The sequence below is a fragment of the Polaromonas sp. P1_F8 genome (genome assembly GCF_056405635.1).
In genome coordinates this window covers 13408-30501 of sequence record NZ_JBFUBS010000007.1, presented here as the reverse complement: position 1 = coordinate 30501, position 17094 = coordinate 13408, and the positions used below count along the sequence as shown (strand labels likewise).

At 63.1% G+C, this 17094-nt stretch carries 15 protein-coding genes; 8 read left to right on the top strand and 7 right to left on the bottom strand.

The annotated features are described in order from the left end of the window. The first annotated feature begins 231 nt into the window (after nt 1-231). Entirely contained in the window at nt 232-1038 is an 807-nt protein-coding gene (locus tag AC1D1J_RS19930; RefSeq protein ID WP_477695656.1) for a methyltransferase domain-containing protein, read from the top strand. Then, complete coding sequence (locus AC1D1J_RS19925; RefSeq protein ID WP_477688250.1) at nt 1035-1505, top strand: GNAT family N-acetyltransferase; 471 nt, start codon at nt 1035-1037, stop codon at nt 1503-1505. The genes AC1D1J_RS19930 and AC1D1J_RS19925 overlap by 4 nt, the downstream gene beginning before the upstream one ends. A 50-nt stretch (nt 1506-1555) precedes the next feature. On the opposite strand, the gene AC1D1J_RS19920 is transcribed toward AC1D1J_RS19925, so the two are convergent. Together AC1D1J_RS19920 and AC1D1J_RS19915 are read right to left on the bottom strand one after the other, a co-directional pair. After that, entirely contained in the window at nt 1556-2695 is a 1140-nt protein-coding gene (locus AC1D1J_RS19920) for an aminopeptidase (protein ID WP_477695655.1), read from the bottom strand. A gap of 8 nt (nt 2696-2703) precedes the next feature. Beyond that, a complete protein-coding gene (locus AC1D1J_RS19915; protein WP_477695654.1) occupies nt 2704-4833 on the bottom strand; it encodes a molybdopterin-containing oxidoreductase family protein in 2130 nt (709 codons plus the stop codon). 52 nt (nt 4834-4885) lie between these two features. On the opposite strand from AC1D1J_RS19915, the gene AC1D1J_RS19910 reads away from it, so the two are divergent. Together AC1D1J_RS19910 and AC1D1J_RS19905 are read left to right on the top strand one after the other, a co-directional pair. Continuing rightward, nucleotides 4886-6037 carry an ABC transporter substrate-binding protein gene (locus AC1D1J_RS19910; RefSeq protein WP_477688247.1) on the top strand — a complete coding sequence of 384 codons (1152 nt, stop codon included), beginning with the start codon at nt 4886-4888 and terminating at the stop codon, nt 6035-6037. A 174-nt stretch (nt 6038-6211) separates the two neighbouring features. Continuing rightward, entirely contained in the window at nt 6212-7342 is a 1131-nt protein-coding gene (locus AC1D1J_RS19905; protein ID WP_477688246.1) for an ABC transporter substrate-binding protein, read from the top strand. A gap of 116 nt (nt 7343-7458) precedes the next feature. Here AC1D1J_RS19905 and argE read toward each other — a convergent pair whose 3' ends face one another. Next, complete coding sequence (argE, locus tag AC1D1J_RS19900) at nt 7459-8682, bottom strand: acetylornithine deacetylase (RefSeq protein WP_477695653.1); 1224 nt, start codon at nt 8680-8682, stop codon at nt 7459-7461. Nucleotides 8683-8775: 93 nt separating this feature from the next. Between argE and AC1D1J_RS19895 the strand changes: the two genes are divergently transcribed. From AC1D1J_RS19895 to AC1D1J_RS19880, 4 genes are all read left to right on the top strand, one after another. Beyond that, complete coding sequence (locus AC1D1J_RS19895) at nt 8776-9642, top strand: decaprenyl-phosphate phosphoribosyltransferase (protein ID WP_477695652.1); 867 nt, start codon at nt 8776-8778, stop codon at nt 9640-9642. Nucleotides 9643-9677: 35 nt separating this feature from the next. After that, nucleotides 9678-10589 (top strand): lysylphosphatidylglycerol synthase transmembrane domain-containing protein, encoded by a 912-nt coding sequence (locus tag AC1D1J_RS19890; RefSeq protein WP_477695651.1) that lies wholly within the window; start codon nt 9678-9680, stop codon nt 10587-10589. A 73-nt stretch (nt 10590-10662) separates the two neighbouring features. Continuing rightward, nucleotides 10663-12201, top strand: coding sequence for an ArnT family glycosyltransferase (locus AC1D1J_RS19885; protein WP_477695650.1), 1539 nt, complete (start codon nt 10663-10665; stop codon nt 12199-12201). After that, on the top strand, nt 12135-12875 hold the full coding sequence (locus tag AC1D1J_RS19880; RefSeq protein WP_477695649.1) for an HAD-IB family hydrolase: 741 nt from the start codon (nt 12135-12137) through the stop codon (nt 12873-12875). The genes AC1D1J_RS19885 and AC1D1J_RS19880 overlap by 67 nt, the downstream gene beginning before the upstream one ends. A gap of 357 nt (nt 12876-13232) precedes the next feature. Here the strand turns inward: AC1D1J_RS19880 and AC1D1J_RS19875 are convergent, their stop codons facing one another. The 4 genes from AC1D1J_RS19875 to AC1D1J_RS19860 all read right to left on the bottom strand — a co-directional run bounded on the left by AC1D1J_RS19875 (nt 13233) and on the right by AC1D1J_RS19860 (nt 16875). Continuing rightward, nucleotides 13233-14006 (bottom strand): tetratricopeptide repeat protein, encoded by a 774-nt coding sequence (locus tag AC1D1J_RS19875; protein ID WP_477695648.1) that lies wholly within the window; start codon nt 14004-14006, stop codon nt 13233-13235. A gap of 59 nt (nt 14007-14065) precedes the next feature. Continuing rightward, the gene (locus AC1D1J_RS19870; RefSeq protein ID WP_477688238.1) at nt 14066-14725 is read right to left on the bottom strand and encodes a TetR/AcrR family transcriptional regulator; all 660 of its coding nucleotides are present in this window, start codon (nt 14723-14725) and stop codon (nt 14066-14068) included. Nucleotides 14726-14858: 133 nt separating this feature from the next. Beyond that, entirely contained in the window at nt 14859-16130 is a 1272-nt protein-coding gene (locus tag AC1D1J_RS19865; RefSeq protein WP_477695647.1) for a patatin-like phospholipase family protein, read from the bottom strand. A 241-nt stretch (nt 16131-16371) separates the two neighbouring features. Next, the gene (locus AC1D1J_RS19860) at nt 16372-16875 is read right to left on the bottom strand and encodes a phasin family protein (RefSeq protein WP_431098472.1); all 504 of its coding nucleotides are present in this window, start codon (nt 16873-16875) and stop codon (nt 16372-16374) included. Nucleotides 16876-17094 lie beyond the last annotated feature (219 nt).

Below are 17094 nucleotides of genomic sequence, written 5' to 3'. Positions count from 1 at the left end.
CGTGGTCAGAGATTCGGCTTGGCTACGGTATTGCCTACCGGGCCGAGATCTCTGAATACCGTAGTTCGCACACTGTGCAGAGCCTTGCAGGGGCTGGATACTGCTCTTTCGGGAATCACGTTTCTGGCGTCACATCGACGATGTATGCCTGCCCGATTCGGGCATCTGGTGCGGGCACTTTGCCGCAGCTCTGGAACGACATGACAACCAGGAAAAAAGGATCCACGAAGGATGAAAAACTACCCGCTGCACAGCAGTGAAAAAGAACGCGACCGGTTGAAAATGCAGGGGCTGGCAATACTGCCGCTTACCGAGAACCTGCTGACTGGGGCCGGCGTACAGCCTGGGTCCCAGGTCCTGGAGCTGGGCTGTGGAAGCGGTGATATGACCTTGTTGCTGGCAAGCCGTGTGGGGCCCGGCGGCGAAGTGACGGCGGTGGACCGGGACCCGGCCCAGCTTGACGCCGCCGCTTTGCGCATCGCTGATTCGGGTTTTCAGAATGTGAAGTTTGTTTTGGCTGATCTGGACGATCTTGAGCCAGCCCGGATGTTTGACGCCATAGTTGGGCGGTACTTCCTGCTGTACGTCGCAAGTCCCGAGGCTGCTGTTGCGCGCGTGGCGAATTGGGTACGGCCGGGTGGAGCGATGGCGTTTCTGGAGATGGATTTTTTCCGCGGCGTACACAGCAGCATCTGGCCGCCTGCATCGCCAGAAACACATGAGGCGATTGTGTTCATAGGCGATGTCATGCTGGACGCTGGTATCAATCCGTACATGGCAGCAAGGCTCCCAAGTATTTTGACGCGCTACGGCAGTGTGCAGGTGCAGACATCAGCACCTCTTCAGTATGGTGCACGTTCAATCGAACTACCCCTGGAGGCAGTCAGGTCGGTTACTCCCATGGCCCGAAAGCTCGGGCGTGCTGATGCGGATCACCACGATGTCGACGCGTTGCTGGCCCGGGAATTGGCGGGCCGCGACGAGCACACTGTGACCGTGCCGCCCATGTCTGTTGCTGCCTGGGTTCAACTGGCATGAGGCACGCAGCATCTCCTGTGTGCATTGGCCATCTTGCCGACCACCCGCAGCACCTTGCGGCGCTAGCTGCGTGGCACCAGGCGCAATTCGGCTATCTCAACACATCGGTTACGGTTGAGCAGCGCACGCAAAGGCTGAAGGCATCCGCGCAGAAGGGCGCGTTGCCGATGACTTTTGTGGCGGTCTGCGAAGACCAGCTCCTGGGGTCGGCAAGCCTGCTGCCGCAAACGATTACCCATTCCCACTTGTCTCCCTGGCTGTCCAGTGTTTATGTCGCGCCCGAGCACAGGAACAAGGGGATCGGGTCGGCGCTGGTCCGGCATGTGGTTCGGGAGGCCGCCGGCATGGGCAAAGACAAGGTCTACCTGTTTACGCCGAACAGCGAAGCCCTGTATGCCCGGCTCGGCTGGAAAGTCGTCGAACATACGGAACATCAGGGACACCGCCTCACCATCATGTGCGTGTAAGCCTATAGATACGCCCCTCGCCGCATGTCTGGGATGCTGCCCAGGTTGAACTACCCTTTGGGCTGTCCGGCCTTGCGTTGGTGACTGTGTGGCTGCGCAAGGTTCACCCTGTTGTGTTCAAGTGCCTTGCGCCGTTCGTCCTTGGATAGCCGGGCCAGCTTTTTGACCGCATCATAAAACCGTTGCCAGTCGCGGCCTTCGCGTTCGAACAATGCTTCAAAGCCCGGCACCAGTTCGTCGTACGCGGCCTGTGCGCCAAACGAGGCATTGTTGGCGTTCGCCACCCACTGGTCGTAGCCGGCAAAGCCGCCCCATGATGCCTTGAGTTCGGCATAGGCGTCACGAAAGCGCTGGTACGCTATCATTTTGCTAGCTGCTTGCGCCCGTCCTGATTGGGCTTCAGTATCATTTTGATCATAAATTGCGGCCAGTTCGCGGCGCGTGGCCAGTGCCAGCGCGCGGAACTGCCGGCGCCGGCCGTCAAATACGGCGTAGGCCTTGCGTGCGTCATCGCCGGCCTGCGTGGCCAGCCAGCGCTCGCTGCCCAGGCGCTCGACCGCGGTGGCAAACGATTCATTGAACATCATGTCACCCGGCGCAAACACCACCTGATGGGACAGTTCATGAAAGATCAGTCGGGCCAGTTCGCCTTCGGGGTAGCCGATGAAGGTGTTGAGCAAAGGGTCGCCGCCGGCCCAGTTCATCCAGCCCAGGGTGGAATAGGCGGGTACGCCGTAAACGCTGGCTTCCAGGCCTTCGGCCTTGAGCCGAGCCGCTTCGGCGCGGGCGTCTGCCTCGTTGAAGTAACCGCGGTAGCCGACACAGCCTGTGACGGGAAAGCACCAGGTTTTGAGCGTGAGCGAGAACGCCGGCGCTGCCACCACGTTCCAGACCACGGCGCTGCGGCGCAGGTCGGCATAGCGGCGGTAGCTGGCGTTGTCGGGCAGTTTCAGCTCGGTCACCGCAAAGCTGCGGATGCGCTGTGATAGTTCCAGCCGGCTTTTTAATGAGGCCGATGTTTGCGCATCGCCGAGCCAGTCGTCCACCGGCCGGGCCGCGTTGAGCATCTGCATGTGGCCGCTGACGGACTGCCAGTAATAACCCAGGTCGGCGCAACCCGTGAGGCACAGCGCGGCTGCGGCCAGCGCAGCAGCCAGGCCGGTCAGCGTCATGGCGCGCGCCCGGGTCATCGGGCGGCTCAGGCTATTTCAGCGTCGCGCTGCACCTGCACCAGGCAGTCGTAGAAGACAGGGCCGCGGCCCATGTCGGTCAGGTGCTGGCTGGTGAGCTGGTTCACGTTGGTGCCGTCCAGGCCCAGCTTGCGCCACCAGATGCCCAGGCCATTGACTACGCCGGGGCGTGCCCGCGTGGAGACTTCAGCCTTGACCCGGTACTCGCCGCGCTGGTTGAACACCTTGACGACCGTGCCCGTGGTGATGCCGCGTGCAGCGGCATCGTCCGCATGGATTTCCAGCACCGGTTCGGTTTCCATATCGCGCAGGCTTTTCACGTTGACGAAGGTGGAGTTGAGGAAGTTGCGTGCGGGCGGTGAGATCATGGCCAGCGGGAACTGGTCGGATGTGTTGGCTGCTTCGTAATTGGGCACGTGGCCGGGCAGGCCATCGGCGCCGGTGGCCGCGAGGCGCGCGCTGAAGAACTCGCAGCGCCCCGAGGCGGTGGGGAAGTTGCCGGCAGCAAACGGCGCCTCGGGCAGCGCCAGCGTGGCAAAGCCCGTGTCCAGCAACTGACCAAAGTCCACCTTGTCGCCAAACGTCGCGCGGCACAGCTGCTCATCGTTGTCGGCAAAGCAGGGCTCAGTAAAGCCCATGTGGGCGGCCAGCTCGCGAAAGATCTGCGTGTTGGGTTTGGCCTGGCCCATGGGTGCGATGGCGGGGCGATTCAGCAGCACGTCGGTATGGCCATAGGAGGCATGCATATCCCAGTGCTCCAGCTGTGTGGTGGCCGGCAGGATGTAGTCGGCGTAGTCGGCCGTGTCGGTCTGGAAGTGCTCAAGCACCACAGTGAAGAGGTCTTCACGCGCAAAGCCCTGAACCACTTTTCCGGATTCCGGCGCCACCGCCACCGGGTTGCTGTTGTAGACGATCAGCGCCTCGATCTTCGGGCCAAACTGAGGCGATGCTGCTTCGAGCAAGGCGTTGCCAATGGTGCTCATGTTGATGGTACGCGGCTGGCGGCCTTTGAGCAGGTCGGGCCGCTGCAGGGCGGCCTTGTCGACCGGGAACAGGCCCGAGCTGCTGAGCAGCACGCCGCCGGCGCGATGCCGCCACGCGCCCGTCAGCGCGGGCAGGCAGGCAATGGCACGCGCCGCATTGCCGCCGCCGTGAACGCGCTGCATGCCGTAGTTCAGGCGGATCGCTGCGGGCTGTTTTTTGACAAAGCATTCGCCATAATCGCGCGCCAGCGAGCGGATCTGTTCCGCCGGCACACCGCAGACTTCGGCCGCCCGTTCAGGCGGCCACTGCAGCGCGCGTTCGCGCAACCCGCCATCCGGGCTTTGCCAGCCCAGTGTGTGCTGCGCGATGTAGTCGTGGTCGAGCCAGTCGTGGGTGATCAGCTCGTGCATCAGGGCCAGCGCCAGCGCGGCGTCGGTACCCGGCAGCAGCGAGATGTGCGCATGGCATTTCTCGGCGGTTTCGCTTTTGCGCGGATCGATGCAGACAAGTTTTGCGCCATCGCGCTTGGCTTGTTGTGCGTAACGCCAGAAGTGCAGGTTGCTGCCGATGGAGTTGCTGCCCCAGATGATGATGAGCTTCGATTCGGCAAAAAACTCCACCCGCATGCCGACCTTGCCGCCCAGTGTTTGCGTCAGGGCCTCGCCGCCGGCTGATGAGCAGATGGTGCGGTCCAGGAATGACGCACCGAGCTGGTTGAAAAACCGGCCCGCCATGCTTTCGCCCTGCACCTGGCCCATGGTGCCGGCATAGCTGTAAGGCACGATGGCTTCAGGATTGCGTGCGGCGATGGGCTTGAGGCGGGCCGCAATGTCGGCCAGCGCCGCTTCCCAGCTCACCGGCTCGAACTGTCCGCTGCCCTTCGGGCCGCTGCGCTTGAGCGGGCTCAGCAAGCGCTCCGGATGGTAGGTGCGTTCGGTGTAACGCGACACTTTGTTGCACAGCACGCCGCCGGTATGCGGGTGGTCCGGGTTCCCCTGCACGCGGGTGGCCACGCCGTCTTCCACAGTAGTCAGCAATGAGCAGGTGTCGGGGCAATCATGCGGGCAGGCGCCCAGCACCTGCACGGCGCCAGGCTTCAGCCCGGTGTCAGGTTTCGCCTCGGTCCTAGGGGAGATGCTGATGGTATTGCTCATGGTTCAACTTTATATTGGCAGCCATACCGGCCCCCGGGGATGAGGAGACAACATGACAACAAAAACAGGAGTGCAGTCATTCCGCGCGCTGGCCAGGATCACCATGGTAGCGGCACTGGCCGCCCTGATGGCGCCAGGGGTGTATGCCGAAGATGGCATCAGCAAAACTGCTGTGACGCTGGGGCAGTCCCTGGCCATGACCGGGCCCGGCAGCACGCTGGCTGTGCCGTTTGCCCAGGGCGCGCGCCTTTACTTCGACCACGTCAATGCCGGCGGCGGCGTCAACGGCCGCAAGATCGAACTGACCACGCTGGACGATGCGGGCAACCCCGAGACCGCCGCGGCCAACACCCGCAAGCTGCTGGACCAGAAGGTGTTTTCGCTGTTCGGCTACTACGGCTCGCCACAGGTCACGGCCGTCAACCCGCTGTTGAAAGACACCGACATTTTGCTGTTCGCCCCCATGGCCGGCGCCGACGAGCTGCGCGGCTCGCTCTATCCCAACGTGTATTCGGTCCGGCCCGGTTATTCGGAAGAAGCCGCCATGATCACGCGGCACGCCGAAACCCTGGGTATGCGCAAGCTGGCCATCCTGCACGGCAAGGATGCCGAGTCGATGGCGGCGCTGGACTCCGCCGAGCGCACCATGGGAGGCCTGGGCGCCAACCTGGTGGCCAAGTCGGCCCTCTCGGGCGGCAGTGTGGCCGCGAGCGTTGACCAGGTGCTGGGCAAAAAACCCGAGTCGGTGCTGGTCATCAGCGACGCTGCCGGCGCCGCCAACGCCATACGCGATTTGCGCGCCAAAGGCTTTCGCGGGCCCATCTACGGCTTTTCCAGCACTGGCGAAAGCCTGCTGGCGGAACAGCTGGGTGCGGCCGGTGCCGGTGTGGTGGTGGTGCGCGTCACACCCAAGTCGGACAACGCCAAGAGCGTCCTGGTTCGTGAACTGCAGGCCGACGCTACAGCGGCCAAACTGGGAAAACCCAATGTGTACATGCTCGAAGGCTACATCGCTGCCTGGACGTATGTCGAAGCGCTGCGCAAGGCCGGAAAGGACCCGACCCGCGTCAAGTTGCGCAAGGCACTGGACACCATGCAGGAGCTGAGCCTGGGCGGTTTTCGGGTGCACTTTGACGGGGACCGCGTGGGGTCCAAACTGGTGGAGCTCAGCCTGATTGATGCCACCGGACGGGTGCGGGAATAGGAACAGTGAGATAGCGGAAATTGGTGAGTGTTGCGGGTTGGATGATGCAAAAGGTGACAAATTACCGGCTGTTGCGTTGCTGGCTTCCGCTAAAGTAGTGACCTATCTCACGTATTTGTAACTTAGTTTTTACAAATTAAGCTGTTTGTAAATTTTTGTTGCGAAGATAGCGTCATGAACATTACTCGCAGAACCTTTTCCACCGCTGCCGGCGCCTCCATGCTGGCGGGTTTCAATATCGCGCATGCCCAGACCGACAAGATCATCCTCGGTCAGTCAGCGCCTTTCACCGGCCCGGCTGCGCAGCTGGGCATCCAGTTCTACCAGGGCGCGAAGGTGTACTTCGACCAGGTCAACGAACAGGGCGGCGTCAACAAGCGCCTGATTGAAATCCGCAACCTGGATGACGGCTATGAACCTGCCCGCTGCGCTGAAAACACCCGCAAGCTGATCGAGGATGAGGTGTTTGCGCTGTTCGGCTACATCGGCACCCCCACCAGCATCGCTGCCCTGCCGCTGGCCATCAAGGACAAGGTTCCGTTCATCGCGCCGTTCACCGGTGCCATGGCTTTGCGTGAACCTTTCAACAAAAATGTCTTCCATGTGCGCGCGTCCTACAACGACGAAACCGGCCTCATCGTCAAACAGCTGACCGCCCTGGGGCTGAAGAAAATCGCCGTGTTCTACCAGAACGATGCCTACGGCAAGGCCGGGCTGGACGGCGTCACGCTGGCCCTGGGTGCTCAGAACCTGAAGCCCGTGGCGCAGGCGACTGTTGAACGCAACACGGTGGACGTGGCCAAGGCCGTCACCACGCTGGTGGCCGCGGGCCCCGATGCGGTGGTGCAGATCGGTGCTTACAAGGCCTGCGCCGCTTTCATCCGCGAAGCCCGCAAGGCCGGCTATGGCGGCACGTTCTACAACGTGTCGTTTGTCGGCACGCAGGCGCTGGCCGACGAGCTGGGCAAGGAAGGCGCAGGCGTGGTGGTGTCGCAGGTCATGCCTTCGCCCTACAACGGAGCGCGGCCGATTGTGCGCGAGTTTACCGATGCGGTGAAGGCGGCCGGCAAGGACGCCAAGGTCAATTTCTCCAGCATGGAAGGCTATGTGGCCGCCAGGATTCTGGTGGACGGGCTCAAGCGCGGCGGCCCCAAGATGAGCCGTGATTCGCTGATCTCCGGCCTGGAAGCCATCGGTACCCAGTCGCTCGGCGGGTTTTCCGTGACGTTCTCGCCCACAGACCATGTGGCGTCCCACTTCGTGGAGCTGTCGATGCTGACGGGTGACGGCCGGATCAGGACGTAACCCCCCGAAGCGGCCTGCGGCCGCCTCCCCCCAAGGGGGGCGCCACTGGCGGCCCGGCAAAGCCGGTTCCGCGGTGGCCTGCGTGAAGAGCCCGCCTCTTAGCGAAGCTAGCTCAATCAGGCAATTTGCCGCGTAGCGACCAACCCGCGCATGAAATCCTCGCAGCGCGCGAGTTGCTCCAGGCTCACAAATTCGTCGGGCTGATGCGCCTGGTTGATGCTGCCGGGCCCGCACACCACTGTGGGAATGCCGGCGTTTTTGAAAAGGCCTGCTTCGGTGCCGAAAGCGACCAGCGTGGTCTCTTTCGTGCCGGCCAGGCGCTGGGCCAGTTGGGTCACCGCGTCGCCGGCGGAGCCGAGGAAGGCCGGCACTTCACAAATCGTCTCAAAGCTGAAGCCGGCGTCAGGCGCTATCTTTTTCATAGCTGGTTGCGCCCGTTGCGCATAGGCTACAAGCTCTTTTTGCATTAAAACCGCATCCGCCGTGGGCAGGTTGCGGAATTCGTAGCGGAACTCCGCGTCGCGTGGCACCACGTTGTCGGCAATACCGCCGTGGAACTGGCCGACACTGGCGGTGCTGAAGGGAACATCAAAACCTTCGTAGCGCGGCTCGTTGGCTTCAAAGCCGTCAGCCATGTCGCGCAGCTTGCCGACGACACGCGCGGCCATCTCGATGGCGTTGACGGATTGCGGCGTGAGCGAGGAGTGCGCCTCCTTGCCGCGCACGCAGCATTTGTAGCGGTACACGCCCTTGTGCGCGGTTGCCGGCACCATGCTCGTCGGTTCGCCCACGATGCAGGCGAGCGGCCTGATGCCCGCGTCCTTCATGTCGGCAATCATTTCCTTCACACCCATGCAGCCGACTTCCTCGTCGTAGCTCAGCGCCAGGTGCACCGCAAACGGCGCCTGGCTGTTCAAAAAATCCCCGGCGTGGGCCAGCGCCAGGCCGATAAAACCTTTCATGTCGCAGCTGCCGCGGCCGTACAGCCTGCCATCGCTAACCGTGGCCGACAGCGGGTCCAGCGTCCAGTCCTGGTTGTCCCAGGGCACCGTGTCGGTGTGGCCTGACAGGATGATGCCGGCCGGCTTGCCTTCGCCCAGCGTGGCGAAGAGGTTGGCCTTGGTTTTGTCGGCATTGGTGGTGATGCGGCTGGCCACGCCGAGTTTTTGCAGCTCGTCGCGCACGAAATGAATCAAGGCCAGGTTCGAGTTGTGGCTGACCGTGTTCATGCGGACCAGGGTCTGGACCAGTTGCAGGGCGTGGGGTGACACTGAGGGATGCGAAGGAGAAGGGACCAAGGCGGAGGCCGTGAGGATGGGGGAGGAAGGTGCGGAATCCATGGCCTATTTTGGCCGCATTCCCGGATATCTGGAGCCGGTCCCGTCAGTTATGCTTCAACGTCGCATTCCTCCGGGGCATTGTTGCCCATCCTGATGTCTTCCTTGTCCTCTTCCCCGCTTGCATTGATACGGCTCATGCGGCCGCACCAGTGGCTCAAAAACGCCTTTGTGTTTGCCGGCCTGGTGTTCAGCCAGAACTGGCAGGACACCGCGCTGGACCTGCGCGTCTTCTACGCCTTTGCCGCGTTCTGCTGCCTCTCCAGCATGGTCTACATCATCAACGACTGGCACGACCGGGCCAGCGACGCCCTGCACCCCACCAAGCGCCACCGGCCGCTGGCCAGCGGCGCAGTGGCTGTGCCGCTGGCGCTGGTGCTGGCGGTCCTGTTGCTGATGGCGGGCCTGCTGCTGGCCGCGGGCAACCGCACGCTGCTGGTGCTGCTGGGCCTGTACACGGTGCTGAACCTGGCGTATTCGTGGCGGCTCAAGCAGGTACCGGTGGTCGATGTGTCCATCATTGCCTCGGGCTTCATGCTGCGCCTGCTGGCCGGCACCGTGGCCGTCGGCATTCCGCCTTCGCGCTGGCTGTTGCTCACCGGTATTTTTGTGGCGCTGTTCCTGGGGTTTTCCAAACGCAAGGCCGAGAGCTTTCATGAAGAAGCCAGCCAGCGCGCAGTGCTGGCGCATTACCCCGCGGCCTTGCTCGACACCTTCATGGCCGCGACCATGACCGCCACGCTGACCACCTACAGCCTGTTTGCCACCAGCCCCGAGGCGCAGCTGCAGCATGGCGAGCGCCTGCTCTACACCGTGCCGGTGGTCATTTTCGGCATGCTGCGCTACACCTACCAGGTGCACCGCGGCCGCGGTGAAGACGTGGCGCGCGACATGCTGCGGGACCCGTGGATCCTGGCGGCCGGCGTGCTCTGGCTGGCCATCTTCCTGAGCCGCCGCCTGTGATTCCCGGGGGCGCTCCGCCGCCCGCGCAGGGCACCTTGCCGTTCAAGCAGCTGTTGCTGGTGCTTGGCGTGGTGGCCACGGCTTATGCGGCCGTGCTGCTGGTCTGGGGTGACAGTCCCAAGGCATCGCTCGCGCTGCTGTGGTCGTGGACGGGCGTGCAAGCAGCAGGCCTGTGCCTTCTCAACTATTTGCTGCGCGGCCTCCGTTGGCGGCTCTGGATGGCCCACTTTGGGCGCCATTTCGGCTGGCTGCAGGGGCTTCGGCTGTACCTGGCCGGTTATGCCTTCACGCCCACGCCGGGCAATGTGGGTGAAGCGGTGCGCGGCCTGATGCTGGCGCAGCGTCCGCTGGGTACCGCACAAAGCCTGGCCATCTTCGGCGCCGAACGGCTGGCCGATTTGCTGTGCCTGTTGCTGCTGTGTTTTCCAGCCGTGTGGTGGGGCCTGAACCATGGCGCGATGCCGGCGTCACCCGCCTGGCTGGCCGGGCTGCTGGCCGCCGCGGTTCTGCTGGCGGCACTGGCGATGGGCCTGCTGTTCAAACACCGCGCACGGCTGTTCCAGCGTTTTGCCTGGCTGCAGGAGGCCTGGTTGTGCCTGGCGGTGCGTCCGCTGCTCTGGTTTGGCCTCACGCTCACGGCCTGGGCAGCCCAGGGCGTCGCGGTCTGGCTGGTGTGCCGCGAGATGGAAGTCCCCCTCGGCCTGCTGACGGCTACCGGTTTCTACGCGACCGCCATGGTGGCCGGTGCGTTGTCTGCCCTGCCGGCCGGCCTGGGCGGCACCGAAGCCGTGCTGACCGGCTTGCTGGTGGCACAGGGCGCAACGGGGGCCGTAGCGCTGGCCATTACCGTGTTGGTACGGCTGCTCACGCTGTGGCTGGCCGTTGCCATTGGCGTGGTGGCCTTGCTTTATAGTGCGGCCATCCGCAAGGAAATCAGTTTTCGCTAGCCCCTGCGGGCCTTCTTTCCTGGCTTTTCCCGCACCATGCAAAGCCGCCAGACCTACCCGTTCCCCAGTTTCCATGCCCCAGAACCACGACACCGCCGCCTTTCCCGTTTCGCTGAGCCGTTGGCTGCTGGGTGCGGGCCTCTTGTCACTGCTGCTGCGGTTCTGGATCGCCGTCACCTTCCCGGTCACCGGCGACGAGGCCTTTTTCTATTGGTGGGGGGTGTACCCCGCGTGGGGCTATTCAGACCATCCGCCCATGGTGGGCTGGCTGATTGCGTTGATGCGCGCCACGCTGGGCGACAGCCTCTGGTCGATACGCCTGCCCATCGTGCTGCTGCCGCTGGCGCTGGGTTCGGCGCTGTGGTGGGCGCTCAAGCCCGTTGACAAAGTGCGTGCCGCCTGGGCCGTGCTGTTTTTCTGGCTGGCGCCGCTGAACTGGCTCAACGTCCTGATCACCACCGACACACCGCTGATTTTCTGGTCGGCGCTGTCCGTTGCCGCGCTGATGCGTGCCGAGCGCCGGGCGGCGCTGGACCGTGCCGCCTACGGCCTCTACGCCCTGTCGGGCCTTTTCCTGGGCTGTGCCTTTCTGTCGAAGTACTTCTCGGTGGTGCTCGGCTTCAGTTATCTCGTTTACTTCGTGCTGTACCGGCGTGAACGGCTCGCGGGCTTTGCGCTGCTGGTGCTGTGCGCCTTGCCCGGCCCGGCGATCAACATCGCCTACAACATGTCGCACGGCTGGTCGAACATCATGTTCAACGTCTACAACCGCAATGAAGACGCGGTGTTCGAATGGCGCAAGCCGCTGACTTACATCGGCATGATGGTCTACCTGATCACGCCCGTGGCAGTGTGGATGGCTGTGCGCTATCGTGATGCGCTGATGGCCGCCGCACGAAGCCAGCGCCTGCTGGCCTGCCTGGTGGTGGTGCCGCTGCTGTTTTTTGCGCTGCTGTCAGGCAAGAAGGTGATCGGCCTGCACTGGGTGCTGTCGTTTTACCCTTTTGGCTTTGCTTTTCTGGCGTTTGCCTTGCCGGCCGACAGGCTCAAGGCCTGCGCCAAGGGGCTGGCCGTGTTTGCCGGCCTGCATGTGCTGGTGGTGGCCGGGCTGTACATGACGTCGCTGGATACCTGGAAAACGACCAAGCTTTATCCGCAGATCATCCGCAGCTACAAGACGGCCGAAATGTTGCAGCAGGTCACCGTGCCCGGCGTGGTCTTGATGGGCGAGGCCTACACGCCCGCGTCGATTTTCGGTTTTGAACGCCGCGAATACATGCCGGTGTTCGGCGTCGGCAAGTTCCATGCGCGCCAAGACGACATGCTGGTCGACTTTTCGCTCTACCAGGGCAAGACGGTGCGCGTCATCGTCGCCGACAAGCCGAAGCTGGAAGAGTTTTCGCCTTACTTCGAGTCGGTGCGTGTGCTCAGCTTCGAGCAAGACGGCGTGCCCTTTTACGCGGTCGAAGGCACAGGCTTCAAATATCAGGCCTACCGCGAAGGTGTGCTGGGCACAATCTTCAAGCGCTACTTCAACATTCCTTCGTGGCTGCCGATGACTGGCTGCCCGTTCTGCGTGCGCTACTGCGGGCAGGTGCGATGCGCGAGGTGATCGCGGCCGAGGCCGGTCCCGTCGTTGCCGCCTTTGACTTCGACGGCACGCTGACCCGGCGCGACACCTTCATGCCTTTCCTGGCGCGCGGCCTGGGCTGGCCGCGGTTCCTGGTGGCCTTGCTCCGCTGCTTCCCCTGGCTGGCCGGCTATGCGCTGCGCCTGGTGCCCAACCACGTCGCCAAAGGCAAGCTGATGCAGGCCACGCTGGCCGGCCGCAGCCTGGCCGAGATGGAGGGCTGGACCGCCCGCTGGCTGGCCCACGATTTCCCCGGCCAGCTGCGCGAGGACGCCATGGCACGCCTGGCCTGGCACCGCGAGGCCGGGCATTGCTGCGTCATGGTCAGCGCGTCGCCCGACATCTACCTGCAGGTGGTGGCGCGGCAGCTGGGGTTTGACGCGCTGCTCTGCACGGAAATGGAAGTGGTGGGCGAGGGTGAGGGAATGCATCTCACCGGCCGCCTCACTGGTCGCATGAGCACCCCCAACTGCCATGGCGAGCAGAAGGTGTTGCGCCTGCAGGCTTGGGCGGCGGAGCGCTATGGGGAAACGGCGCTGGGCGGCGTCACCCTGTATGCCTATGGCGATACCTCCGGCGACAAGCCCATGCTGCGGCTGGCCCGGCATGCGTGGTACCGGGGCAAGCCTTGGGTGGATGCGGCACGGCCGGTGTGACGGGTTAAGCCGGATTGGCCTGGCGTATGACGCTGGGTAAGTTCAAGGCTGGCCGGGCGGCGCTGCTGGTGCTATGATTTTGATAGCTGCTCGCGCTCGTCCTTTATGCCTTGCAGCCCTGTTTGGCACTCAAAAACAGCTCAAAATCCTGCCCCGAGAGACTGAAAATCACCAAAACGGGCTCCAAAGTACCTGCTGAAAGCCGTTTTAGCCTGGTTTTGAGCATCAATTCGGCCTTTAAGCCAATACTGACGGGCGCGAACAGCTATCAAAATAGTAGCAACAAACAGGCAGGGCCCGTGCGCCTTGCGACGCGCGGGCCCTGCCGGGAGTGCTTGGGTGAGCTTCGCTGCCGGCTCAGTCCTCGAGCTCGGCCTTGGCCATCTCCACGTCCAGCCGTTCGGTGGCGTCCAGCGGCTTGCTGGCTGCGGCCTGTTCGTACAGCTTGGTGGCTTCCTTCATTTTTTTGTCGCCTTCCAGCATGACCAGGCCGTTGGCGTATTCGATCATGCCGATGGCCGAGCCCGGGTTCAGCTTGAGCGCGTCCTTGTAGAGCGCCAGGCCGATGTCTTTTTTGGCACCGTAGGTCATCCCGCCGATCAGCGAACCCACCTTGTCGATCACCTCGGCATGGAAGGCCGCCAGCGCAATGTGCGCGTCGGCGTGCTTGGGCGACAGCTTGATGGCTTGCTCCAGCGAATTCTTCACCTTGGTCCCCAAGCCCTGGGCCAGTGCCTTGGCCACGCTGATGCCCTGGCTGTAGCGGCCCAGCGCGTAGGCCTGCCAGTACCAGGCGTTGGCGTTCTTCGGGTCGGCTTTTTGCTGGGCTTCGGCGCGTGCGGCCACTTCCATGAACATGTCCAGCTTGGCTTTTTCCTTGGTTTCGAGGTAGGTGGCGTACATGCTGGTGGCCTTGTTGGCCACGGTGATGCCGTCGCCGCCGGCCTTGGTACCGGCTTCCGCCGCTTTCTGAAAGTCGCCGTTATGAAACAGCACCCAGGCCTGCAATACATCGGCATCCTTGGGCAGGGGCTCACAGTCGCCCTGGTGCAGGCGGGCCCAGCTCTTTTTCAGGCTGGCGGCATCAAATGTGTAGTCGCCGGCGTGGGGAAAGGCAGTCCATTTGGCCATGTGTGTTGTCTCCTTGGTAAAAATTGTTGGTGTTATGAATGACGGCAGTTTGACGGAATTCAAGCCGGGTTGCTGTAAGCCCCGACCAGCGCCTGAAGATGCGCGCGCTGGCCTTGCTCGAGGTAGGGAATCAGCAGGTTGAGCACGTGGTGCGCGCCGCGCAGCAGGGCGGCCTGCGCGTTGGCAGGTTCCAGCGCGTTGCGCGGGTCGCGCACGTACTCAAAGCTCAGCCAGTAAGTGAGCACCACCACCATGCTGGTGGCCGTGGCCTCGACCTCGCGCGAATCAATCGTCACGGCGCCGGCGCGGCTCATGCCGTCCAGCAGGGCTTTCACGGCGCGGGTCTTGTTCTTGAGCACCCACTGGAAGTGGGTTTCGAGGCGGCGGTTCTTGCTCAGCAGGTCGTTGAGATCGCGGTACAAAAAGCGGTACTGCCAGATCAGCTCGAACAATGTGTGCATGAAAAACCAGGCGTCTTCCACATCGCGCACGCCGTCGCTGGCATTGAGCAGCTCGCTCAGGGACTTTTCGTAACGGTCAAACAGCGAGTTGATGAGCTCGTCTTTGGCGGGGTAGTGGTAGTACAGGTTGCCGGGGCTGATGCTGAGCTCGGCGGAGATCAGCGTGGTCGACACATTGGGCTCGCCAAAGCGGTTGAACAGGTCCAGGGTGACCTCCAGGATCCGCTCTGCTGTACGGCGCGGCGCTTTTTTCGCCATAAGTTGTCTACCTCGTGTTGTTCTTTACTCTAACCCAGCGTTTCCCCGGGCGACACTAGGGAAGTCCATCAATCCGCACGGCGGTTTGCAACAAGGTGAACGGCATGGCATGCACCTTTGGCAAACCTTTGGGTTAAGCGCCGGCTGACGCGGGCAGCTTGCGTGCAGCGGGCCGCAGCGCGTGGCTCAGATCTTCCATCACGTCTTCGAGCGAGGCAATGGCGCGGCCCACGCGCGTGGCGGCAGGCCTTTCGGCCACCAGGTGGCGCCTGGGGTCTTCCAGAACGTCCAGGTTCAGCGACACACCGTGCCGCGCCAGCGTGGCCGACAGCGTGGTCTTGCGTGAGCGCAGCATCTGCCGGGTGTTCTGGTAGGCGTGCTCGGCCAGCTCGCGGCGCTGCCGATAACTGAAGGTATTGGCCAGGAACATCTCGGTGTCGCGGGCGTCGGGTTCCATCAGCACGATGTCGGTGCCGGGATAGGCGTGCGCGTAGTGCTTCATGCCGAGCTCCAGCCGCGAGTGGATCATCGAGCGGAAGGTCTGGCTCATCACGGCGGGCAGGCCGCCGTTCACGATGCGCGGAATGGCCTGCTTTTCAGCCGGCAGGCCGCGGCGCATGACGCGCTGGTTCATGGCCAGCGCGGGTGCGCGGGTTGCGTTGAAGGGCACCAGCGGGTTCAGGCAAAACATCAGGTCAACACCGTCGTCCAGTGCCACGCCGGCGTGCATGGTCTTTTTCAGCGCGCCGTCCACGTAGTAGTGGCTGTCGATCTCCACCGGCGGAAACAGGCCCGGCAGGGCCGAGCTGGCCTGCACGGCTTTGGAAATGGGCACGTGGTCCCAGCCGGGGCGGCCGAAGGGCGCGGCGTCCCCGCTGTCCAGATTCGTCGCGACCAGTGTCAGGCGCGTGCGGAGCTGGCGGAAGTCGTTGGTGCGGCCGGGTTTGGAAAACAGCGTGGTCAGCCGTGTGTCGATTTCGTCATTGGAGAAAACGCCAGTGGGCAAGGCCGGGCCCAGCGCCTCCAGCGCATTGACCAGCGACTTGCGCCCGAAGGTGGCGCGCCAGGCCGCCGACGCCAGCAGGCCGGGAAGCATGATGCCGCGCCGCAGAAATTCGCCGTACGCCGGCACCATCAGCCAGGCCGGGTCAAACACCTCGGACACCTGGTCGCCGTTCTCAATGAAGGCGGCGCACAGCTCGCGCGGCGTCATGCCGTTGGCCAGGCCCGCCGCGATAAAACCGCCGGCGGACACGCCGACATAGTGGTCCAGTTCGGTGAATGAAAGCCCCTGCAGGGATTCGTCGAGCGCGCACAGTGCACCGATTTCGTAGATGGCGCCTAACGGGCCGCCGCCAGAGAGTGCCAAGGCAATGCGCGGCCGGGCGGCGGACCGTTTCGTCATTTTTGCCGGGTCGGCTGGCTGCGCAGCAGCTAGATGACCGCCGCCAGAGAGTGCCAAGGCAATGCGCGGTTTATCGGATGAAGGTTTGCTTTTTGAACGCTTGGCTGAAGTCATGAAAAGAAAGTGTAGACGGCGGCTCAAGAAATATTTGCTGCTTTGCAGCAAAACGGCGCAGGTGGGCAGCTATGCACGGGCGTAAAAAAAGGGACGGCATGTCCCTTTTCTTGTGAGGTCGCCGTGCTTAAGCCGATTTGCGTGCAGCTGGGCGTTTGGCCGCGGGGCGGGCCGCCTTTTTCGCCGCGGGTTTTGCCGCTGCGGTTTTGGCTGCTGGCTTGCCGCCCATTTTTTGTACATTGCGGTTGAGCTCGTCAATGCGTGCGATCAGGGCGTCCACGTCTTTGGCCGAAGGCACGCCGAGTTTGTTCAGGGCCTTGGCCACGCGGTCTTCAAAGATGTTTTCCAGCTTGTCCCACTGGTGGCCGGCCTTGGACTGGATGTCGGTGGCCATGCTGGCCATCTTGTTGGTGGCCTCAGAAATTTTGCCTTCAGCCACGGCCTGGGTCTTGCGCTGGATGGACAGGCCTTCCTTGACCAGGGTCTCAAACACTTTGCCGCCTTCTTCCTGCGCCTTGGAGAATGCGCCCAGGCCAGCCAGCCAGATTTGCTGGGCGGATTCCTTGACGGCACCGGACAGCTGTGGACCGGACTTCTTGTCGGCGCTCATTTTTTGCAGTTTCTTGACCATGGTTTACTCCAGACAGTTTGTGGTTATGGAACTTCGCGGGCAGTATGCCGCACGCACGGGGAAAATATAAGCCCTCCACGCGGCGGCGTTTAGGTGTTGTGTTCTAGACCGTGAACAGGTTCTAGGCATGCGGCTCTATGGAAAAGCACGCGCGGGCGGGCTGAGCGCGGGTTTCTGCTGAATAGAGAGTCATGCCGTTTAAGCAAGAATCACTTTTTG